Genomic DNA, 19,894 nt, shown 5'->3' with positions numbered 1-19,894 from the left:
TCGCTAACCTGTTTCTCCCATGTCCGCACTCGCCCTTGTTGATCACGTCGCTGCCGGTCCGATCGGTCCGCCGCCGCCCGCGCCCGACGTGCCGATTCCCATGCCGCCGCCACCGCCGGTCGGCCCACCGCCCGAAGGCGATCCGCCGCCGGTCGAGCCGCCGTTCACCGACCCTGGATTTCCGCCGCCTGTGAAAGAGCCGCCCATGCAGCGCGCCGGCACGGTGCCGTTCGGCAAGCTGCACGCGCGGCGGCTGCGCGAAATCTACCGTTCGGCGGGCTGGCCCTGCTGCGACGCCATCGAGGTCGAACTGCTCGCGGGCGGGTTCCTCGAACGCGTGCGCACTTCGCACGGCCACGAAACCTTGCGCGTGACCGATGCCGGCATTGCACGCATCGCCACCACGCTCACCCTCAACCGCGCGGCGCTTTCGCCGCATGAAGCGTTGGTCGAACGCGTAGCGCGCGAGATGACGCGCGGCGGGCGCATCGCCTGGCGCGGCCTCGGCCTGCGCGCGCGGCTGCAGCCGCTCGAAGAGGGCGGCAAGGCGCGCTGGTGCATTGCCAGGCCCGACGTATTCTCGATCCGCAATACCAGCGTCGAAGCCTATGCGCACCCGATCGTGCACGAGGTGAAGGTGAGCCGCGCCGACCTGCTGGGCGATCTGCGCAAGCCCGACAAGCGCGCGGCCTACCTCGACCTGGGCGGCGAGTGCTGGTACGTGCTGGGCAACGACGCGCGCGGCCGATGCATTGCATCACCCGACGAGATTCCGGCCGAGTGCGGTGTGCTCGTGCTCGAAGGCGAGCGGCTGGTGGTGGCGCGCGCCGCCGTGCACCGCGCCTTCGAGCGCATTCCGTTCGGCGTGTGGCTGGCGCTTGCCAAGGCCCAACCCATTGCGGGCTTCGACGACGATGCGCAGGACATGCTCGGCGAGCTGGGGGCCGGCCAGGCTTAGCGCAGCATCGGATAGGTCGCCAGCGGCTCGTGGTGAAAAAAGTTGCCGCGGTGCGAGCGAATCAGTTTGAACTCCCGCACCTTCCACCGGATGGGTGCAAGGCACAGCGGCCGCGCGGCGCGCTCGGTCTGCCTGGCGATGGTGACGTGCGGCGTCCAGTCCTTGGCGGATGCCGCGAGGCCCATTCTGTGCAGCGTGCGCACGATGTCGTTCCGGAGCGCGCGCAAGCATTCATTCTCGGCAGGCTGCACGACCGAAACGTCGTTGCGCCAGGTGCATGAACTGTCGAGCGTGAGTTCCAGCGGCCGCCTCGGCACTTCGGCCAGCGCCTCGCGCAGCAGCTGCTCGACGGCGCGGCCGCGATCTTCAAGGCAAAGCAGCGTGAGGTGCAGCCGATGGCCGGGCGGAAAGTAATGGCCCACGGGCCACCACCATTCGGCGCAATGCGCCTTGATGGCGGCTTGCACAGCCGCATCGGGAAACAGCGCAATCAGGAACTCGCGCTCTCGCAGCGGCCAGGACTGCTCGTTCATGGCGCTCGCTCAATCGGCCGGCGGCCACCATTGCCCGGCCGTCGTTCGGATGATGCGTGCCGCCTGAAGGCGGATGTCGCTGCCCTCGCGGTCCTTGTCGGAAACCACGCGAAAGGGCCAGGTCGAAATGCGGCCCGCATGCTGGCGCGGTTGCGGATGCCGCAACGGCGAAAAAAACAGGATCCGCGCGGAGGGCGCGGGCGGGCTGGCGGTGGTCATGGTGTCGCCTCGAATGTTGCTCTTGGAGACGAGTCATTCTAGAGGAAACACTGTATGAACGTACAGTCTATTTGCGCCCTGGTCAGATGTTGAGAAAGGGCGGCGAGGCCCTCGGCATGTCGGGCCCGCTGCGCAGGTTTTGCGCGATGAACTCGCGCGCGATGGCATCGACGTCGGCCGGTGCCGGCGTGGCAAAAGACATGCGGTATTTCAGCAGCCGGCCGTTGCGCGCCGTGAGATACGTGAACGACTCGTAGCGCTTGCCGGTGGCGGCGTGCAGCACGCGAAAGCTCACGCGGCGAAGGGTCTGGTCCTCGATCCTCACGTCGCTCACGGGGCCGACTTCCACCTTGGCATAGACGCCGTTCGTGCCGGCGAGCCGGACCTCGTTGACGCTGGCCTTGAAATGCTCATCGAAGCGCGGGTCGTCCACGCCCGGCATCCAGTTGCTTTGCTTCAGGTCGTACACATACACGTCGACCCAGCCCACCCGGCTTTCGTAGCGATGGCTGATGCCCAGCCCCGGTTGCCGCGCCTCGTACGAGGTCGAGCGCACGTACTGCCAGTACACCGTGCCCGTGCGGGGCGCCGCCGCGGCCGATGGCGCGGTGGTGGTCGTGGAGGGCGGTGCGGCGCAGCCCCCCAGGAGGGCGGCAATCAGCAAGGCAGGCCAGAGCTTCGTCATGGAGGTCTGCCTGGTGAGGACGGGACGTCCAGCCGTCAGTCGAGCCGTACTTCGAAATACGCTTCGTCGGCTTCGCCCAAGGCGCGAAAGCCGGCCGTCTTGGCGGCTTCGTAGGCCTTGGCCCAGCTTGCCGCCAGGGCGATCTCGTCCTTGGTGAGTTCGTTGGCGCTCGACTCGCTGGCGTTTTCGAAGGCTTTCAATGCCGGCCTCACGCCATCGCCCAGCAATTTGTCGAGTTCGCGCCGGAAGCGCGCCTCTGCTGCGGAAATGACTTCGGCCGGTGCATCGGGAAAATCGATCAGGTTCACTGTGTAGCTCATGGCGCGGATGCTACGTGATGGCGATGGGGCGTGCCGTTTATCGCAGGCTGCTTGGCTTCGGCCCCGGCTCCGATCCCGGCAGCTGCAGCGGCGATGGACGGCAGCGGCACCGGCTCCGCATCGCCGCGCGTCTTGATTCCGGGGCAGCGGTCGTAGGTGTCGTCGAAGCGCACGATGTCGTCTTCGCCGAGGTAGCCGCCGGTCTGCACCTCGATCACTTCCAGCATCGTCTTGCCGGGATTTTCCAGCCGGTGGATGGCGCCCAGGGGCAGGTAGATGGACTCGTTCTCCCGCACCAGGGTGACCTGCCCGTCGCAGGTCGCCTTGGCCGTGCCCTTCACCACGATCCAGTGCTCGGCGCGGTGATGGTGCATCTGCAGCGACAGCTTGCCGCCAGGATTGACGGTGAGCCGCTTCACCTGGAAGCGGTCGCCGAAGTCGAGCCTGTCGTAGGCTCCCCAGGGCCTGACCACGCGCCTGTGTTCCGTCGCTTCGACCTGGCCTCCCAGCGTGAGCATGCGCACCACGTCGCCGACCTGCTGGGCGCAGTCGGCGCTGGCCACCAGCACGGCATCGGGCGTGTCCACGATGATCAGGTTGTCGGTGCCCAACGCCACCACCGGCCGATACGGCGCATGGATGAAGGTATTTTTCGATCGCAGGGTGCTGGCCCTGCCGCTCAACCGGTTGCCCGTGTCGTCCGCCGGATGCAGCGCGGCCACCGCGTTCCAGCTGCCGACGTCGCTCCAGTTGCCGTTGAACTTCACGACCGAGATGCCCTGGTGCTTTTCGAGCACCGCATAGTCGATGCTGTCGCTGCGGCAGGCCTCGAAGGCCTCGCGGTCGAGGCGGTCGAAGCTTCCGTCGCTCGAAAGAGCGGCGGTGGCGCCTTCGCAGGCCTGCAGGATGTCGGGTGCGTGCGCGCGCAGCGCAGCAATGAACACGCTGGCCTTGGCCAGGAAGATGCCGGCGTTCCAGCAGTAGCCGCCGTGCAGGATGAGCGTTTCGGCCACGTCCGCCGTCGGCTTCTCGACGAAGCGCACCACGGCCCGGCTGTGGCCGTCGGCCGACACAGCGCCCACCTCGATGTAGCCGTAGGCCGTGCTGGCAAAAGTGGGCGACACGCCGAAGGTGACGATCTGCCCGGCCAGCGCGGCCTCGACGCCGCTGCGGATGGTCTCTGCAAAAAGATCCGTATCGGGAATGTGATGGTCGGCCGGTGCGAACAGCAGCAGGTCATCGTTGCCGGCGAGCAGCGCGGCCGCGGCCATGGCGGCCGCCGTGTTGCGCGCCACCGGCTCGAGAATCTGCCGGCCTGTGGCGCCGGCCTTGTCCACCGCCTCGCGTACCAGGAAGCGATGGTCTTCCGACGCAATGCAGGTGATGTTCCTGTTCAGGCTGGCGAGGCGCTCCAGCGTGAGTTGCAGCAGGCTCTTGTCGCCGATCAGCGGCGCGAACTGCTTGGGAAGCGTCTTGCGCGAGAGCGGCCACAGGCGCGTTCCGCTGCCGCCGCAGAGCACAACGGGATGGATGGTGGGGGTGTTCACGGTGTCCGTCCTTCCTTCTTCGTTGCTTGTTTTCAAGCGATGCGACCGGTCAGAGCTGCCCGGTGTGCGTGGCCAGGCTCACCGCCTGGGCGCGCGAATGCACGTGCAGCTTCTTGTAGATGTTCTTGATGTGGGCGTTGACCGTCTGCCCCGAAATGCCCAGTCTCAAGCTGATCTCCTTGGACACGTAGCCGCGTGCCACGCAGCGTAGCACCTCGCGCTCCCGCGCCGTCAGCGTCGCCTCGCGCACCGGTATTTCCATGGCCGGCGGTTCGCCGCCGCTTTGCAGGTTCATTCGCGTCAGCAGCCGGCGCGCCAGCTTGGGCGTGATGGCGGCGCCGCCGTTGACCACTTGCAGCACGGCCTGGGCAAAGCTCTGGAGCCAGGCGTGCTTGAGCAGGTAGCCGGTGGCGCCGAGCTCCAGCGCGTGAATCACGTGGGCGTCGTCCTCCAGCGCCGAGATCACGATGATTTCGCAATGGCGCTGCAGCTTGCGGGCCTCGCGGATCAGGTCGAAACCCGACCCGTCGCCCAGCCGCAGGTCGACCATCAGCACATCGAATTCGTGGGTCGCCAAGAGTCGGCGGCCGTCGCGGACACTGCCGGCTTGCCCCTCGAGCTGGATGCGCAGGTCGGACAGCAGTTCCTGCGCGATCACGCGTCGCATGAACTCGTCGTCGTCGACGAGCAGCACGCGCACCGGCGCGTCTTCCTGCCCGGTCAGAAAGTGCGGCCACAACGGCTCGGCCGGCGGGCAGACGCCCGACGAGTAGCTCGTGCGGCGCTCGGGCGCACGGCCGAAATCCGAAACGCCGGAAGGATTCGAGGTGCTGTCGGACATGTGGAGTACCCAGGTAGTAGTTGTAGGGGGTGCGTATGGGTCGCGACGTGACGATTGGGTGTGGTGTGGAGGAGGTGCGCTCTCAGTCCGCGAGACAGCGCAGCAGCTCCTTCTCCAGGCGCAGCAGGATGGCGTTTCGATCCAGCTCGGTTTCGGCGAAAGAGCGGCCGGCCGCGCCCATGGCTTCGCGTTGCGGACGCGACGCGGCGAGCCGGGCAATGGCATCGGAGAGCGCATCCGGATCGCCGGGCGCCACCACCAGTCCGCGGCCGGCCACCACGTTGCTCAGCTCGGTGCCCTCATGGGCCGTGACGATCACGGCCTTGCCGCTCGCGAGCATGCCGCCCAGCTTCGACGGCATCACCAGGTCGGCCGCGTCGGCACGCTGCGGCAGCACGTGGATGTCGGCCATGCCGAGCAATTCGTTGAGCCGCTCGGCCGGTTGAAGATCGAGAAAATGAACGCGGTCCAGGTTGGCGCAGGCGGTCTTCAGCGGCTCGCGGCTCGGCCCGTTGCCGCAGAGCACGAAGTGGATGTGCCCGGCCGTGGACAGTTGCCGTGCCGCATCGGCCAGGAGTTCGATGCCTTGCTTGTTGCCCAGGCTGCCCGCATAGAGCACCACCACCGCGTCGGTCGGAATGCCGAGCATGGTGCGGTAGCCGTTCACCGGCTCGCCCGTTTCCGAGGCGCCTGCCGGGTGCGGGTAGATCGAGCGCACGTCTACCCAGTTGGGAAGCAGCACCAGCCGGGTCTCGTCGATGCCCTTGTCCCTGGCCCGCTCGATCATGGCGGCGGAGATGGTCGAGACCCGGTTGAAGCGGCTCAGCAACCAGCGCTCCACCGAGAGCGCAAAGCGCCGCACCCGCGCGCCTCGCACCAGGCCCAGGCCAAAGGCGGCGTCGACCTCGTAGTCCTGGATGTGCAGCCACGACTTGATGCCCAGCATGCGCGAGAAGAAGAGCACGGTCGGCGCGCAGAAGAGCGGCGGCTCGACCACGAAGACAAGGTCCGGCCTCCAGCGGATCTGCGCAAAGAGGAGCGGCATGCTGGACAACATGAACGAGAAGAGGTGGGCCATGCGGGCCAGCGCACGCGGCCGCGCCGGCACCCATGTGGGAGCGCGCCAGACCGTGATGCCGTCGCACACCGTCTTGCGGTAGGCCCACGCCGAATGTCCTTCGAACGGCGCCCAGTGCGGAAAGAAGGGCGGCGACGCGATCACGCGCACATCGTGCCCCTTGGCATGCAGCCACTGCGCCATCTCGCCCGAGTACTTTCCGATGCCGACCAGCTCGGGCGTGAAGTTCATGGAATAGAGAAGAATTTTCATGACTGCTTTGTGGAAGAACCGCGAATCAGCCGCACGAGCGGAAAGAAGCCGAGCAACGCACGCATCCGCACCTCGTAGAGGACGAGATCGGATACGGTGGCAATGAAGAACACGTAGTGCGGCTTGCCCGGAAAGATCGCGACGACGACCCCGTACGACAGCAGCCGCAGCGCCACCTCGGCCAGCGCCCAGTACCCGAGCGTGCTCACCGGCGTCTTGAGCGCGAGCAGCATCTCGTGGTGAACCGTGTAGGTGCGCAGCAGAAAGTAGGGCGCAATGCACAGGAAGATCTCGAGTGCCTGGGGACCGACCTTCAGCAGCGGCGCGGCAACCGTGATCAGCACCGCGAGCGCCGCAAAGAGAACGCAGCCCAGCAAGAACGAGTGCTTTGCCAGCTGCAGCTGCGAGCCATCGGAATTGCTGGCATCGCTGCCCAGCATGGCGCGCGTCTTCGTGTAGAGAAAGGCCTGCACGAACTGCGATGGTGCCTCCGCCAACAGGAAGGCGATCTTGAATGCGCCCACGTACCCGAGCGGCATGAAGAAAGCCACCACCAGCAGGTCCGACTTGCGAAGCAGGAACATCAAGAGCGAATAGACGGTGGCGCTGCCCTGCGACGACAGGCCGAGCGCGGCACTTCCACGCGGCGGCCCGGCGGCCCAGCCCGCGTGCATGCAGGCCGCGCCCACCACCAGGAAGGCCAGCAGGTTGATGAGCAGCAGGTGCGTGACGCGCAGCTCGAAGCCCAGCGTGGCGAGGGCCGCGACCCCCAGCACCAGGATGGTCGAACGGATGCCGGCCTCCAGGTTGAGCAGGCCCGCGTGGCCAAGGCCGCGGCTGTACGAAAGACGCAGGCTGATGAACGCGAAGACCGCGAGCGTTGCCACGATCAGTACAAAGGGCACGTCGCCTATGTCCGTGCGCTGGAGCGTGAGGATGGTGGCAATCAGCAGCACGGCGAGCGGAAGCCCGATGGCCAGCGTGCGGACCACGTCGCCGCGGCGCACGCCTGGCGGCACGGTGGCTGCATTGCGCGAGAACAGCAGCGCGCTGCCCAGCGTTCCCACCACCAGCGCCACCTCCAGCACCGACTGGTAGATCGAGTATTGGCCGAAGTCCGCGGGCGAGACATACGCCGCCATCAGAAAGACCGCCAGGAAGCCCGACAGGTAGACGTAGAGCCGCGAAGCCAGCGCCCCCAGGCCGCGAAGCTGCACCGTGCGCATTCCGGCGACGCTGAAGGTGCGGTGGAGCGGGTTCATGGCCGTGCGTCGGTTGCGCTGTTCAACCCGATGTCATTCGGGCGCCGAGGCGTCCGCGAGGCGGCCGCCGTCCGGCGTGCGCTGCGCGATCAGGCCGCGCCCGAAGGCCCAGTTCTTGAGGCGCCGCGCCACCCGCAGCACGTACGTGAGCAGCGCGACCATTCGCACGCGGCCATGCAGCGCGTGCGACATCGCCAACTTCGCGCTGCCCTGGAAGTGCAGTGCCAGCGCGGTCACCAGCTCGCCTCCGGTCGTGACGAGGCAGGGCTGTCCATCGACGAACTCGAGGCGCTTGGCGCCCCCGCGAACCTGGAACTCGTTGTATTGCAGGTTGCGCCCGCCGTTGATGTTGTGGTCGATCACGCGCCCGCCGAACACCCGGTTGATGGGCGCCGCATTGCCGCTGGCCTGCGCCCAGAGATGGAGCAGGGTCATGTCCGACACGCCGCCGCGCACGCCGTGGCTGGCAAACCGCGCCGCGATGGCGCGCAACTTTCGGTGGCCGGCGGGCGTTGCATAGGTGTTGAGCACGAAGGCGATGAAGCGCTCCAGGCCCGCCGCGGTCCAGTAGCTGACGTGGGGCGATATCTGGCACGGATCCCAGCCATCGCGCGGTTGCATGAGCGAGCCGCAGAAATCCGCCTTGCCGACCACGCGCCGGATGTGCGCGCCGATGCCGCGGAACAGCAGCACGTCGCTGTCGATCAGCACGAACTCCTGGCAATCGGGATGGGCCTTGAGGTGTTCGGCCAGGAGGAAGTAGCGCCGGAAGCAGACCTTCTCGAACTCCGGCGTATTGCTCGACAGGTGCACATAGGTGCTGCACAGGCGCTCGTAGCCCGGGCCGCCGTCGGTGCCGGACAGCACGACGAGCGATTCTTCGGCCTGCGCCGCGGACTCGCGGCACAGCAACAGTGTCTTGTTCTGGCGATCTTCCACCACGATGAAGACGAGGGGGTTGTTCATGGTCATGGCCGGTGATGGGCGATGGATGCGAGGGTCCGGGGGCGAGGCGCGGTTGCGTTGCGGATCAGCGCCACGTGCGAGGGAAGAAAGCGGAAATCGGCGTCCAGCGGCAGGTCGAGCGTGAACAGCCCGCCGCGCGCATTGGCAACGGCGATCCAGCTGCGCACCTGGTCGGCCGTGAAGCGCGGCGGCGTCGGGCGGCCCCACGAGGCACCGAGCGGCGTCAGCACATGGAAGGTCAACCCCGCCTCTGTTCCGGCGGGCTGCGCCGGCGGCTGCATGAGCTCGCCGGCCATGAGGTTCTGGCATGGCGCCGCCTTGACGCTGAAGCGCTCGGGGCCTTCGCCGGCATTGAAGGCCAGCCACCGCTTCGTGCCCCCACTGTGCGCGGCGCCGCACAGCGCGTTCCAGCCCTCCGCCGACATGCCCTTGGTGTTGTAGACACCGTCGAACCACCAGCCGCTGGCCAGCGTGCCGTAGCGCTCCGACCAGTCGCGGATGACCGCCGCCCATCGGCCGATGAAGGGGGCCGGCGGCGGCTGCTGCTCCGAGATGTCGCCCAGGCACTCCATCAGGTACGGGTCGGACTGCGGCGCGCGGAACGGCAGGTACAGCACCAGCGCAATGCCGCGGGCGCGCAGCGCGCGGCCGATCTCGAGCGGCAGGTCGCGCGGCGGCCGGTTCGCGGCGCTTTGCGGGCACAGCTTCTCCAGCGTGGCATTGGGCGCGATGTACTGGCCGTTGTTCTGCCCGAGCGTCAAAATGAGATGGGACGCCCGCATCTGGCCGAGCGATTCCGCAAAGGCGTCGACGTCGAAGCGGGCGACATCGGCAATCGAATGCTTGTCGGGCAGGTAGTGCACCATCACGCCGAAACCGGCCGTGGCGGCCGTGGCGGCCGATGCCTCGGAGGCCGCCAGGGCCGCACACGGCAGCAGCCATGCCGCGAGCAGCCGGCGAAGAACGTGCGCGTGCCTCGTCATTGCACGGCCCTGGCGAGCGAGACCGCTTCCCGCTTCAGCGTGAGATAGCGCCTGGCCACGGTGCCCGGCGCGCAGGCTTCGGCATGCAGCCAGGCCGGCTGGGTCTCGCGGTGGTTGGCGAGATACTGCGACAGCTCGCCGAGATCGCAGGCCTCGCTGCCGACGAAGAAAGCGTAGCCGTTGAACAGCTCCCGGTGCACCGGAATGTCCGAGAGCAGGAGCGGCACGCCGAGCGTGGCGGCCTCGGCGGCCGAGAGATTGAAGCCCTCGAACGCGGAAAGCGAAATGAAGGCCGCCGCGCCGCAGTAGAGCTGGGTCAGTTTCTTGCGTGAGACCAGCCCCCGGTGCCGGATGCAGCGGCTGATTTCGGGCGCCATGGTGGCGGTCATTCTTTTCACTTCGGCCGCGCCGTTGCCGGTGATGTCCAGCCAGTCGACCAGGCCCTCGCGCTTCATGCGCTCGAAGAGCTTGAGCGTGCCGATGAAGTTCTTGTGCGGGTAGTAGTGGTAGGACGCGATCAGGTAGCGCTCGCCGATAGGCGCCGTGCCGGTCGGGGCGGTGGTTGCGGTTGCGGGTGCGGGTGCGGCCGGAGCTGTTGGAGTGGTTGCCCTCGTGGCATCCACCGGATTGAAGATGACCGTCGCGTGTTGGCAGCGCTTGAAGTGGCGTTCGAAATCGTGCTGGCTGCTGCGGCTGATGAAGACCACGTCGGCCTGGCTGTGCGCGGCGCGCCACAGGCACCAGTCGAGCCACAGGCGCTTGGTGCGGCTGAAATACTCGGGGTACACCTTGTACTGGAGGTCGTGGACGATCACGATCGAGTCGCGGTGGCGTCCGAACGGCGTGAACGGCAGGAAGTAGTTCGGGAACAGCGAGAACACCTGCTCCCCGGCAACCAGCGCCCGCAGGCGGTGATAGTTGTAGAGCAGTATCTCGACGAGGAACCGGCTGATCCGGAGGCGCCGTGCGGCGGCAAAGATGCGCGGATGCAGCTCGCTGACCGGCTGGATCCGGGTGCCCTTGCAAAGCTGCATTCTTTTCAACAGGAGATCGGCCACGTTCAGCACGCCGCCCGCGTCGCTGTTGAGCCGGATCGTGTCGTAGAACAGGTATTTGTACATGGCGAACCTCAGGTCGTGTGAGGGACGTACGGCGCTGCGGCGGGGCGTGGCCGGCGGAAGCCCGAACTCAAGACCCCGGCGAACGCTGCCGCTATGACCCCCGAGGCCGCGAAGGGTCCCCAACCCAGGATGGGGCCGCGCATGAAAGGCACGTACGCGGCCAGCAGCACCAGCGCGCAGAGATAGCTGCCCGACACCACGCCGCGCGGATCGACCAGCTTGTCCAGGTAGCGGGCGCAGGCCGAGATCAGAAGGCCGAGCAGCACCGGACCCGCCAGGCCGAAGTCGAAGAACGCAGTGGTGAACGGCGGCAGCGACAGGTTGGCCTGCGAGAAGTTGCCCAGGATGGAGGGCCATCCGAGCGGATCGAAATCCGGATACAGCTTCAGGTCACGCGGCAGGAAGAACGAGAAGGCCGACAGCAGGTAGCGCCCCCATCCGAGCTCGGGGTCCGGTCCGCGCTCCAGGATGCCGGCAACGATGAACATCGCGTCGAAGTCCTGGCTGTAGGGAAAGGTGGTGAGCGATTCTCCCCAGAAGCTGCCGCGCGACACCAGGTTCAGCACCGGGCCCAGCCCCGCGATGGCGCCGAAGAGCAGCAGTGCCAGCGTCCATCGACGGCCGCGGCCAAAGAGATGAATGAGAAGCGGCAGCAGGCCGATCAGCAGGATCTGCCTGGCCGTGTTGACCGGGTTCGCTGCAATGGCAGACAGCACCAGCGCGAAGCCCGCGGAGCACCAGGACCAGATCGTGCGGTGGCGCAGGGCATGGATCGCCAGCGCCACGAAGCACATCAGCACGATGAGTTTGGGCAGCGTGGAATAGAAAATGAAATCGATCGGAACGCTTTGTTCGTTCCCACCCACGTCGCCGCGCGCGATGAAGTTCAGGTCGGGCCGGATGAACAGCGTCGCGAAGGCCGCGAGGATGCCGCTCAAGAGCAGCAGCAGCGGGTGCGCCACGCCGGCCATCTGCGGTTCGGATAGTGGCGTCCGCGCAGGGAAGGACTGCACCAGCGGCTCGGGCGTGCCGAGCCGAGCGAGTTCCACACCCGCCATGTACAGCAGCAGCAGCGTCAGCGCCTGCGTGTGCGCCGGCGGGCTGATCACGCCCGCGTCCCAGAAGAAGACGTCGTCGGCGATCTGCATCGCCGGTGCCAGCGAGAAGTACGTGAGCACGGTGGCGTAGTGCAACAGCAGGAACACGCTGGCGCCCGGCGCGCGGAGCATCGCCAGCTGCACGACCGACAGCACGCACAGGACCGCGTAGCCCCAGGCCGGGTCGGCCCAGCCGCACAGGAACGCAGCCGCAATGCCGAACCAGAAGCAGAGTGTTCTCATGGCGTGCCTTGCAAATCGGTTGTGTGGAAGGGAAGAGCGCGCGGCTCAGGCGTGCGCAATCTCCTGGACGGGCCGCAGCGCCTCCTGGTAGTCGGCATAGGTGCGGCGAAGGCCTTCGGCCAGCGGCACCGTGGCGTGCCATCCCAGGCTGGCGGCGCACGACACGTCGAGCAGCTTTCTGGGCGCGCCGTCCGGCTGCGAGGTGTCGAACCGGATCCGGCCGCGGTAGCCGACGACCTCGCGGATCAGTTCCGCCAGCTCGGCGATCGACTGGTCCTGGCCCGCGCCCAGGTTGATGTGGGCGCACATCGGCGTGGTGTGCTGCTCGTACTCGGCCCGCGTCAGGTCCATCACCATGAGACAGCCGTCGGTCATGTCGTCCACATAGAGGAACTCGCGCTGGGCCCGGCCGGTGCCCCAGATGAGCACCTCGGGCGCGTCTTCCATCTTGGCGGTGTGAAAGCGCCGGATCAGCGCCGGCACCACATGGCTGTTCTCGATGTGGTAGTTGTCGCCCGGGCCGTACAGGTTGCACGGCATCACGCTGCGGTAGTCGATGCCGTGGGAGGCGCCGTACTGCCGGTTGTAGCTTTCGCACAGCTTGATGCCAGCGATCTTGGCGATCGCATAAGGTTCGTTCGTCGGCTCGAGCTTGCCACTTAGCAGCGCATGTTCGTGGATGGGCTGCTCGGTAAGCCGCGGGTAGATGCAGCTCGAGCCGAGGAACAGGAGACGCCTGACGTTCGCGAGGAACGCCTGGTGCGTGACATTGGCGGAGATCAGTAAGTTCTGGTAGATGAACTCCGCGGGATAAGTCATGTTGGCATGGATGCCGCCCACCTTGGCCGCAGCCAGGTAGACCTGATCGATCTGTTCGGTGGCGAAGAACCGGCGGACCGCCTCCTGGTCCAGCAGATCGAGTTCCTCGTGGCTGCGCGTGACGACCTCGTGCCCGAGGCCCCGCAAGCGCTTCATCAACGACTGGCCCACCATGCCGCGATGACCTGCTACGTAGATACGCATACTGTTCTTTCGGTTGAGGGTTGAGATGTCGAAAAAAGAGAAATGCAGTGGGCGGCGCGGTGCCTAGCTGGAGCCGTGCCCCCCGGCCACCACGCGAAAGGTCTTCAGCAGGATCACGATGTCCTGGTGGATGGAAAGCGTGGTGACGTAGTCCACGTCCATGGCCACCCGGCGGCGGTAGCTGACCTCGTTGCGGCCGCTGATCTGCCACAGGCCGGTGATGCCGGGCCGCACGGAGCAGTAGTGGTCCCAGTAGACGCCGTACAGCTCCTTCTGCGCGAACATGCAGGGGCGCGGGCCGACCATGCTCATGTCGCCCTTGAGCACGTTCCAGAACTGCGGCAGCTCATCCAGGCTGTACTTGCGCAGGAATGCGCCAAAGGGCGTGATGCGCGGGTCGTGGTCGAGCTTCTGGTACATCTCCCATTGCTGCCGGGCCGCTTCGTTCTCGCGCAGGTAGCGCTCCAGGACCATGTCGGCATCCGGCACCATCGAGCGGAACTTGTAGAAGCTGAAGACGCGTCCGTGCCGCCCGTAGCGCGGCTGCTTGTAGATCGCCGGGCTGCCGGAGGTCAGCATCACGCCGATCCATATCAGCGCGTACAGCCACCCGAAGAACAGGAAGAACGCGCTCGCCATCGCGATGTCCGCGAGGCGCTTGGTGCCCGTCAGCAGCGGCGAGTTGCCGCGCGGCTGCACGTGGGCGTTCGTTCGGATCGTGGTCATGATGGCGCTCCCGCACGCACGGGCGCGGGAAGCTCGGCCGGCGCGCCCGGGTAGTCATGCATCCGCAGCCGATAGCCGCCGAACCGGTAGCCCAGGCTGCCGTAGTAGCGCCGGCGCGTGTCAAGCGCATTCAGCACCACGCCCTGGAAACGCGCGCCTACGTTCCGCAGCACCTTCGCGCTTTCGGACAGGTCGCCCAGCTCGTTCTCGCCGGCGCGCGCCACCATCAGCAGCGTGCCCATGTACGTCGCCATCTCGGCGGTTTCCGACGCGAGCAGCATGGGCGGCGTGTCGATGATCACCGTGTCATAGCGCCCCGAAATCCGCTCGAGCAACTTCACGAAGGCGTTGCACGTAAGCAGGGCCGTCGGGTCCAGGTGCAGCGCGCCGGTGGTGATGACGTCCAGGTTGGGCAGGACGCTCCGGTGGATGGCTTCGTCGAGCTCGAGCGAGCCCTGGATCAGTTCCGACAGTCCGCCGCGGCGCCTGAGGCCGAAATGGGGTGCCAGGCTGCTGCGCCGCAGGTCGGCGTCGACGAGCAGCACGCGCCGGCCGCTGGAGGCGAGCACGGCCGCGAGGTTGGCCGACACGAAGGTCTTGCCGGCGCCAGGCGTGGCGCTGGAGATCATGATCCGGTTGTTCGGCGCTACGGGTACGGCGAACTTCAGCGCTGTGCGCAGCCGCCGCAGTCCTTCCAGGGCCGGGTCGTCGGGTTGGATCGCTGCCAGCAGATGCACGCCGGGGTCGCCGCTGCGCACGGCATCGTCCAGCACCTTCTGCCGGGAGCTGAGCGGAACGGTGCTGTAGACGGTCAGGCCGGTGTAGGCCTCGATCTCGGCCGAGCTGGCGATGGTGTTGCGCCACGACCTGCGCATGAAGGTCGAGGCCGCGCCGGCGAACAGGCCCGCAAGCAGTGCGAGCGCCATCGTGATCACGGCCTTTGGACGGATCTGCTTCTCGGGCACGACTGCGTGGTCGAGCACGCGGACGTTGCCGATCTTTCCTTCCTTCGCGAGACGCATCTGAAGCGAGCTGTTCAAGAGCGACACGTACAGGTCGGTGTTCACCTTGATGTCGCGCTGCATGCGCAGGGCGTTCTGCTGCAGCTGCGGCATGCGGCGGATGCGTTGCTCCACCGAGCCCAGCGCCTTCTTGAGCGAGGCGATCTGGGCGTCGATCGTCTGCACGCTCGGGTCGCGGGCGGTGAAGCGCTCGGTGAGCTCAAGCCGCTTCTGGGTCGCGTCGAAGAGCTTCGCCTGCAGCTCGACGTTCTGCGACAGCGCATTGCGCGCCTCGTCGTCCAGGCTGATCGTGCCGTTCTGGTTGCGGTACTCGTTGTAGGTTTCCTCGGACTGCTCCAGCTGTTGCTTGAGCTTGGGCAATTCCGAACCGAGGAAACTGAGCGCGCGCTGCGCCTGCGCGGTCTTCTGGTCGATGTTGGTCCGTACGTAGAGCCGCGCGACCTCGTTGAGCAGGTTCGCCAGCTGCAGCCGGTTGCCGTCGCGCCAGCTCACGTCCATGATCGAGGACTGCTTGCCTTTCTCGACCACGCGAAGGTCCTTCTGCAGTTCGAGCAGGGTGAGCTGCTTCGATTGGCGCACCAGCTCGAAGGCCGCGCCCGGCCGGCCCTCGATGGAGCCCACCAGGAGGTGGATCGCGCCGCGCGGCGTCTTCGCATCGAGCGGCGTGCCGACCTTTCCCTCCAGTGCCGCGTCGAGCTTGGGGTGGGTGAGGGTGTAGGCGCCGTCCGCCTTCACGGTCAAGAGGAAGCGCGTGCCTTCGAGATCGGCCGGCACGTCCATCTGCGCCACCACGATCTTCTCGGTGCCGCTGACGTAGCCCGACATGCCCACGAAGCCGGGCTCGGACAGCGTCTTCGAATGGCGCGCCAGCCAGGCGCCGACCACCGGGATGTAGTGTGGCTCTGCCTCGATGTACAGCTTGGTGTCCTCGATCGCCTGCTCGAGCACCAGGCGCGATTTCAGGATCTCCGCCTCGCCCGCGGTCGGCGTCTTGGCGTTCAGGGCGCTGCTGGCGGAGTCGCCGACCAGCGTGCCGCCCGAGCGATCGGAATCCTCGACCTGGATCAGCACGTTGGATTCGTACACGCGCGGGCCGAACATCGTGTAGGCCGCACCGATCAGCAACGCGACCGCGGTGATCTTCGCGATGTTCCATCGGTTGTCGATCAGCAGGTCGATATGTTCCCTGAGCCTGGACGGGGGACGGTCCGCGGCCGCCGGTTCGGAAGGAGCGGGAATCAGGGGTTGCCAGTGCGCATTCATAGGATCACCTTTTGTGGGTTGCCTGGACGGATGGGGCGAAGTGGGATGGCGCGGGGCTCGCTCAGCGACGGCTGGCGGTGCCTCCGAGGTTCACGACCTGCGCGGCGGGAAGAATCAGGCTGATCACCCGGTTCCATCGCACCAGCGGCACGGGGTCGATGTAGACCACGTCGCGTGGCTGCAGCTCGAAGCGGTCGGCCAGGGCCAGCGCCACGGGGTTCTTCGCGTTGAGATGGAACACCTCGGGCACGTCGCCGCGCGAATTGCGTATGACGTAGATCTGGCCGGGTTGCGAGGTGTTCAGCTCGGGGCCGCCGGCATCGCCCAGCGCCTCGTTCAGGCTCAGCCGGCCGTTGCGCATCAAGAGGGCCGATGGATTGCGGATCTCGCCCATCACATACACGCGGCTGTCTTCGCGGGTGCCCACGTGCACGATGTCGCCGCTCTGCATCGGGATGCGGCTCGCGTCGAAGCCGAAGCGCTGGAGCATCGGCAGGTCGAGCACATGAGTGCGCTCACCGCGTGTCAAGGTCACCCGCGAGCGGTCACCTCCCGCGTTGAAGCTGCCTGCGCGATTGATCGCCTCGGCCAGCGTCATCGGCACGTCGGTGAAGATCTGCAGGCCCGGGGTGCGGACCTCGCCCTCCACGTACACGCGCCGGCTGCGGTACGACTGCACCCTGACGCTCACCAGCGGGTCTTTCACGAAGGGTGAGATCCGTCGCGAGATGAGGTCGGAGGCGGCGCTTTCGGTCAGGCCCTCGACCTTCGTGCGGCCGATGTAGGGAAAGCTGATCTCGCCCTGGCTGTCGACGATGAAGCCGGGCGCCACGCTCACACCCGTCGGATCCGACTGCTGCGAGATGACCGCGCCCGCGTTGGGCATCAGCTCCGGATGGCGGTAGACCACGATGCCCACCACGTCCCCCGGCCCGATGGTGTAGGCCGGGGCCTTGCCGAAGAGCTGCCGCATCTCGGCCGGCAAGGCCTGCGGGCTCTGCGCGGCCATGGTGCGGATCAGCTCGGGCGTGATGGCCACGATCTTGGGTTGCCCGCTCCCCTCGGAGCCGGTCCAGCCCCCGTTGCCGGGATCGCTGAAACCCGGTATCCCGCAGCCCACCAGACACAGCGGCAGCAGCACGGCGGCGACGGCCAACCGGGTTCGGTTGCGAACGCGTGCGAACGGTGCAGCCGTGTCGGTCGGGACGCGTGCAACGCGCAAGGAACCGGCTTGATCGAGGTGTGCCATGGTGTGTCCTTTGCTCTTGGGGAAAAACTTGGCTTACTGGGATGCGTAGGCACCGCGCAGCGGGCGTTCGGCGGCCGCCGTTGCGGGGCTTGGGCTCGTGCAGGGGCTCGGGCTGGGGCGCTCCGCGCTGGCGCTGCGGGCGCATGCCATCGCCCAGTCGCCAACGGTTTGCATGTAGCGCACCTGCCCTTCCGCCGTGCAGAACGTGTGGTCCACGTTTCGCATGAACTGGTATTGCAGGGCTTTGGCGAACGGCTCGCGGCCGAGCGCGCCGAGCTGGTCGCGGTCGCGGTCGCACACGTGCAGCGAGCCCGAATACAGCAGCTGCAAGGCGACCTTCCGCTCGACCAGGCGATTCAAGGTGGCGCCGAACCATGCGGCCCTGATTTCGGGCGGCTGCCTTTCGGTGAGGAAACCGGGCAGCGGCTTTGCCGACGGATTGCCCGTCAGGTGGCGCAGCAGCCAGCGCTTGGCCTTGCCGGGGAAAGACGGGTGGGCGGGCGCCGCCAGGGCACGCCGCAGCGTGCGCTCCCAGCGGGCGCGGCGTTCCGGAAACGCAAAGCCGTCGAACAGCGAGAGCGCCACCACGCGGGTGTCTGCGGCGGCCGCCGACACGGCGTGCTCCACGCCGGAACACATGCCGACGATCACGAACTGCCGGATGCCCAGCATGCTTTCGAGCAGGTCCATGGCGGCCTGCAGGTCGTGCACCGAGCGGGTCTGCAGGTCGTGCGCCGAATCGAAGGCCTCGCTGTCGCCGACGCCGCCCAGGTCGAATCGCAGGCTCGCCATGCCGTTCGCCGCGAGCGCATGCGCGAGCTTGACGTTGATGCGGCGCGGCCCCACGCGATGGTTGGCACCCATGTTGAACATCAGGCAGGCGACAGTGGCGGGCACCTGCTGCGTGGGCGTGGTGACCATGCCCATCAGTGCGTTGCCGGCTCCGAACCGGACCGGGCTTTGCGTCGCGTCATTCATAGAGCGCACCCTGCAAGCGATTGAGCGCACCGGCCGGCACCATGGCGCTGTTGGGATAGGGGTCCGACGTCCAGTCGAGCCGGTGCTGGAAGTAGGCGAGCCGCACGGGCATGTGGCGCGACTGCTGCTCTGCGGCCCATTGCGCCGTGTGCTCGTCGCCGGGCGGCGTCAAGACCAGGGTGTCGTGCAGCGCCGTGAGCGGGAGCGATTCGGCCACCAGCGCACCGAGCTGCGAACGCAGCGTGGGCGAGAGCAGGGTGCCGAGAACCTCTTCGGGCATGGCGTCGGGCTCGCGTGCCAGGCTGCGGCGCCAGGCAAGATCGGGAATGCAGAAGGTCGTGTCGATGGCGGCCACGTGCTCCTCGCGCAAGGAACGCGCGTAGCGCCGCCCGTCGATCACCGGCTCCCACAGCACCAGCCGGGCCGGGTCGCAGCGCCCGTTGCGGGCCGCCAGCACGGCAATGGTCGCGCCAAGCCGCGCACCGACCCAGACAATGCGGCTTGCCGGCGCACGGCGGCGCAGCTCTTCGTGCGCGCAGCACAGGTCGCGCCGCCAGCCGTCGAGCTCGCCGTCGGTCTCGTCGCCCGGCGAATCGCCCGAGCCGTGAAAGTCGAAACGCAAGCTCGCGACACCCGCTCGTGAGAGACGCTCGGCCAGCACCTTGAACAGGCGATGGGTCCGCAGGCCTTCCTGTCCGAACGGCGGGCAGACGAGCACCGCGGTATCGCCGGGCTGCGCATCCTCCGCGGCATGGAAGATGCCGAAGAGCTGGCGCGAGGCCGGTCCGAACATGAAGGGGTGTGCAGTCACAGGTACGCCTCCGTCCCCGCGTGAGGCTCGCTGGCGTGAACGTGCGTCTGGCGCCATTCGGCGAGCGCGCCCACGCTGTCCGAACGGAAGGGCGCCGGCTGCAATGCGAGCCACAGGATGCGGCCCGCGACCGGCACTTCGACGCTGCGGCAGTCGGACTCCAGCCCGACCTCGAAGCATTCCGGCGGCACGATCAGCCCGAGGCCGATGGCCTTGAGGCACGCTTCCTTGCGCGTCCAGCAGGTCAGGAAGGCGCGGTTCTGCTCCACGGCAGGCAGGGCCGCAAGCGCTTCGCGTTCGGAGCGCGTGAAATGCCGCTCGGCGAGCTCGAATGCATCGGGGATCTCACGCAGTTGCTCGACGTCGACGCCCAGCGGTCCGCGGCCGCCGATGGCGATCAGGCCCAGCGCGCGGCTGTGGCTCAGCGAGAACCGCACACGCGACCGCCCCGCGAGCGAGGGCTTGCCGAAGGCGCTGTGGTTGAAGCGCAGCGCCTCGGCGTGCTCGCCCGTTTGCGCGGCCAGCGCGTGGCGCAGCGCCGCATGCGCAGCCACGTAGTGCCGGCGGTCTGCATCGAACTGCAGCCGCGCGGCGCGTTCGCGCTCCTCGTCGGAGAGGATGCTCTCGGCCTCGGGGCCGGCGTCTTCGTCCAGGTCGAGGTACCGGCATACCGGCGCATCGACGGAACAAAGGCCAAAGAAACCAGCGTGTCCCATG

At 67.3% G+C, this 19,894-nt stretch carries 20 protein-coding genes; 1 reads left to right on the top strand and 19 read right to left on the bottom strand.

What is annotated here, in order from left to right; all coding sequences use genetic code 11:
• Positions 1-19 precede the first annotated feature (19 nt).
• Entirely contained in the window at positions 20-958 is a 939-nt protein-coding gene (locus tag ACJ7Z0_RS06060; protein ID WP_434789101.1) for a hypothetical protein, read from the top strand.
• Here the strand turns inward: ACJ7Z0_RS06060 and ACJ7Z0_RS06055 are convergent.
• The 19 genes from ACJ7Z0_RS06055 to ACJ7Z0_RS05965 all read right to left on the bottom strand — a co-directional run bounded on the left by ACJ7Z0_RS06055 (position 955) and on the right by ACJ7Z0_RS05965 (position 19,893).
• Positions 955-1,491 (bottom strand): 2'-5' RNA ligase family protein, encoded by a 537-nt coding sequence (locus ACJ7Z0_RS06055; protein ID WP_434789100.1) that lies wholly within the window; start codon positions 1,489-1,491, stop codon positions 955-957. The genes ACJ7Z0_RS06060 and ACJ7Z0_RS06055 overlap by 4 nt on opposite strands.
• Positions 1,492-1,500: 9 nt before the next feature.
• Positions 1,501-1,710 (bottom strand): hypothetical protein, encoded by a 210-nt coding sequence (locus tag ACJ7Z0_RS06050; RefSeq protein ID WP_434789099.1) that lies wholly within the window; start codon positions 1,708-1,710, stop codon positions 1,501-1,503.
• 82 nt (positions 1,711-1,792) lie between these two features.
• On the bottom strand, positions 1,793-2,395 hold the full coding sequence (locus tag ACJ7Z0_RS06045; RefSeq protein ID WP_434789098.1) for a hypothetical protein: 603 nt from the start codon (positions 2,393-2,395) through the stop codon (positions 1,793-1,795).
• Between the two features lie 35 nt (positions 2,396-2,430).
• Positions 2,431-2,715 carry a hypothetical protein gene (locus tag ACJ7Z0_RS06040; protein WP_434789097.1) on the bottom strand — a complete coding sequence of 95 codons (285 nt, stop codon included), beginning with the start codon at positions 2,713-2,715 and terminating at the stop codon, positions 2,431-2,433.
• Positions 2,712-4,262: a mannose-1-phosphate guanylyltransferase/mannose-6-phosphate isomerase gene (locus ACJ7Z0_RS06035; RefSeq protein ID WP_434789096.1), complete on the bottom strand. Its 1,551-nt coding sequence runs from the start codon at positions 4,260-4,262 to the stop codon at positions 2,712-2,714. The genes ACJ7Z0_RS06040 and ACJ7Z0_RS06035 overlap by 4 nt, the downstream gene beginning before the upstream one ends.
• 49 nt (positions 4,263-4,311) lie before the next feature.
• On the bottom strand, positions 4,312-5,103 hold the full coding sequence (locus ACJ7Z0_RS06030; protein WP_434789095.1) for a LuxR C-terminal-related transcriptional regulator: 792 nt from the start codon (positions 5,101-5,103) through the stop codon (positions 4,312-4,314).
• Positions 5,104-5,185: 82 nt separating this feature from the next.
• On the bottom strand, positions 5,186-6,433 hold the full coding sequence (locus tag ACJ7Z0_RS06025) for a glycosyltransferase WbuB (protein WP_434789094.1): 1,248 nt from the start codon (positions 6,431-6,433) through the stop codon (positions 5,186-5,188).
• Positions 6,430-7,695: a lipopolysaccharide biosynthesis protein gene (locus tag ACJ7Z0_RS06020; RefSeq protein ID WP_434789093.1), complete on the bottom strand. Its 1,266-nt coding sequence runs from the start codon at positions 7,693-7,695 to the stop codon at positions 6,430-6,432. The genes ACJ7Z0_RS06025 and ACJ7Z0_RS06020 overlap by 4 nt, the downstream gene beginning before the upstream one ends.
• 33 nt (positions 7,696-7,728) lie before the next feature.
• Entirely contained in the window at positions 7,729-8,661 is a 933-nt protein-coding gene (locus ACJ7Z0_RS06015; RefSeq protein ID WP_434789092.1) for a hypothetical protein, read from the bottom strand.
• Between the two features lie 2 nt (positions 8,662-8,663).
• On the bottom strand, positions 8,664-9,644 hold the full coding sequence (locus ACJ7Z0_RS06010) for a hypothetical protein (protein ID WP_434789091.1): 981 nt from the start codon (positions 9,642-9,644) through the stop codon (positions 8,664-8,666).
• Positions 9,641-10,765, bottom strand: coding sequence for a glycosyltransferase (locus ACJ7Z0_RS06005; RefSeq protein ID WP_434789090.1), 1,125 nt, complete (start codon positions 10,763-10,765; stop codon positions 9,641-9,643). The genes ACJ7Z0_RS06010 and ACJ7Z0_RS06005 overlap by 4 nt, the downstream gene beginning before the upstream one ends.
• Positions 10,766-10,773: 8 nt before the next feature.
• Complete coding sequence (locus ACJ7Z0_RS06000; RefSeq protein WP_434789089.1) at positions 10,774-12,105, bottom strand: hypothetical protein; 1,332 nt, start codon at positions 12,103-12,105, stop codon at positions 10,774-10,776.
• 45 nt (positions 12,106-12,150) lie between these two features.
• Positions 12,151-13,128 (bottom strand): GDP-L-fucose synthase family protein, encoded by a 978-nt coding sequence (locus ACJ7Z0_RS05995; protein WP_434789088.1) that lies wholly within the window; start codon positions 13,126-13,128, stop codon positions 12,151-12,153.
• Between the two features lie 63 nt (positions 13,129-13,191).
• Entirely contained in the window at positions 13,192-13,854 is a 663-nt protein-coding gene (locus ACJ7Z0_RS05990; RefSeq protein ID WP_434789087.1) for a sugar transferase, read from the bottom strand.
• On the bottom strand, positions 13,851-16,139 hold the full coding sequence (locus tag ACJ7Z0_RS05985) for a polysaccharide biosynthesis tyrosine autokinase (RefSeq protein ID WP_434789086.1): 2,289 nt from the start codon (positions 16,137-16,139) through the stop codon (positions 13,851-13,853). The genes ACJ7Z0_RS05990 and ACJ7Z0_RS05985 overlap by 4 nt, the downstream gene beginning before the upstream one ends.
• Positions 16,140-16,200: 61 nt before the next feature.
• The gene (locus ACJ7Z0_RS05980) at positions 16,201-17,388 is read right to left on the bottom strand and encodes a polysaccharide biosynthesis/export family protein (RefSeq protein ID WP_434789085.1); all 1,188 of its coding nucleotides are present in this window, start codon (positions 17,386-17,388) and stop codon (positions 16,201-16,203) included.
• Between the two features lie 33 nt (positions 17,389-17,421).
• Complete coding sequence (locus ACJ7Z0_RS05975; protein WP_434789084.1) at positions 17,422-18,366, bottom strand: alpha/beta hydrolase family protein; 945 nt, start codon at positions 18,364-18,366, stop codon at positions 17,422-17,424.
• Positions 18,359-19,177, bottom strand: coding sequence for a serine aminopeptidase domain-containing protein (locus tag ACJ7Z0_RS05970; RefSeq protein ID WP_434789083.1), 819 nt, complete (start codon positions 19,175-19,177; stop codon positions 18,359-18,361). Before ACJ7Z0_RS05970 ends, ACJ7Z0_RS05975 begins: the two co-directional genes overlap by 8 nt.
• Entirely contained in the window at positions 19,174-19,893 is a 720-nt protein-coding gene (locus ACJ7Z0_RS05965; protein WP_434789082.1) for a 4'-phosphopantetheinyl transferase family protein, read from the bottom strand. The genes ACJ7Z0_RS05970 and ACJ7Z0_RS05965 overlap by 4 nt, the downstream gene beginning before the upstream one ends.
• Position 19,894: the final 1 nt, after the last annotated feature.

Origin of the sequence: Variovorax palleresanus (assembly GCF_051144945.1) — a bacterium.
GTDB classification, from domain to species: Bacteria; Pseudomonadota; Gammaproteobacteria; order Burkholderiales; family Burkholderiaceae_C; genus Variovorax; species Variovorax paradoxus_S.
This window is presented reverse-complemented; position numbering and strand designations above follow the sequence as displayed.

Bases quoted from the DNA above. Each gene is read 5' to 3' on its own strand.
- ACJ7Z0_RS06055 (WP_434789100.1), bottom strand. From the start codon at position 1,491: ATGAACGAGCAGTCCTGGCCGCTGCGAGAGCGCGAGTTCCTGATTGCG.
- ACJ7Z0_RS05980 (WP_434789085.1), bottom strand. From the start codon at position 17,388: ATGGCACACCTCGATCAAGCCGGTTCCTTGCGCGTTGCACGCGTCCCG.
- ACJ7Z0_RS06060 (WP_434789101.1), top strand. From the start codon at position 20: ATGTCCGCACTCGCCCTTGTTGATCACGTCGCTGCCGGTCCGATCGGT.
- ACJ7Z0_RS06050 (WP_434789099.1), bottom strand. From the start codon at position 1,710: ATGACCACCGCCAGCCCGCCCGCGCCCTCCGCGCGGATCCTGTTTTTT.
- ACJ7Z0_RS06000 (WP_434789089.1), bottom strand. From the start codon at position 12,105: ATGAGAACACTCTGCTTCTGGTTCGGCATTGCGGCTGCGTTCCTGTGC.
- ACJ7Z0_RS05965 (WP_434789082.1), bottom strand. From the start codon at position 19,893: ATGGGACACGCTGGTTTCTTTGGCCTTTGTTCCGTCGATGCGCCGGTA.
- ACJ7Z0_RS06025 (WP_434789094.1), bottom strand. From the start codon at position 6,433: ATGAAAATTCTTCTCTATTCCATGAACTTCACGCCCGAGCTGGTCGGC.
- ACJ7Z0_RS06020 (WP_434789093.1), bottom strand. From the start codon at position 7,695: ATGAACCCGCTCCACCGCACCTTCAGCGTCGCCGGAATGCGCACGGTG.
- ACJ7Z0_RS05985 (WP_434789086.1), bottom strand. From the start codon at position 16,139: ATGAATGCGCACTGGCAACCCCTGATTCCCGCTCCTTCCGAACCGGCG.
- ACJ7Z0_RS06040 (WP_434789097.1), bottom strand. From the start codon at position 2,715: ATGAGCTACACAGTGAACCTGATCGATTTTCCCGATGCACCGGCCGAA.
- ACJ7Z0_RS05990 (WP_434789087.1), bottom strand. From the start codon at position 13,854: ATGACCACGATCCGAACGAACGCCCACGTGCAGCCGCGCGGCAACTCG.
- ACJ7Z0_RS05995 (WP_434789088.1), bottom strand. From the start codon at position 13,128: ATGCGTATCTACGTAGCAGGTCATCGCGGCATGGTGGGCCAGTCGTTG.
- ACJ7Z0_RS06045 (WP_434789098.1), bottom strand. From the start codon at position 2,395: ATGACGAAGCTCTGGCCTGCCTTGCTGATTGCCGCCCTCCTGGGGGGC.
- ACJ7Z0_RS06015 (WP_434789092.1), bottom strand. From the start codon at position 8,661: ATGAACAACCCCCTCGTCTTCATCGTGGTGGAAGATCGCCAGAACAAG.
- ACJ7Z0_RS06030 (WP_434789095.1), bottom strand. From the start codon at position 5,103: ATGTCCGACAGCACCTCGAATCCTTCCGGCGTTTCGGATTTCGGCCGT.
- ACJ7Z0_RS06010 (WP_434789091.1), bottom strand. From the start codon at position 9,644: ATGACGAGGCACGCGCACGTTCTTCGCCGGCTGCTCGCGGCATGGCTG.
- ACJ7Z0_RS05975 (WP_434789084.1), bottom strand. From the start codon at position 18,366: ATGAATGACGCGACGCAAAGCCCGGTCCGGTTCGGAGCCGGCAACGCA.
- ACJ7Z0_RS06005 (WP_434789090.1), bottom strand. From the start codon at position 10,765: ATGTACAAATACCTGTTCTACGACACGATCCGGCTCAACAGCGACGCG.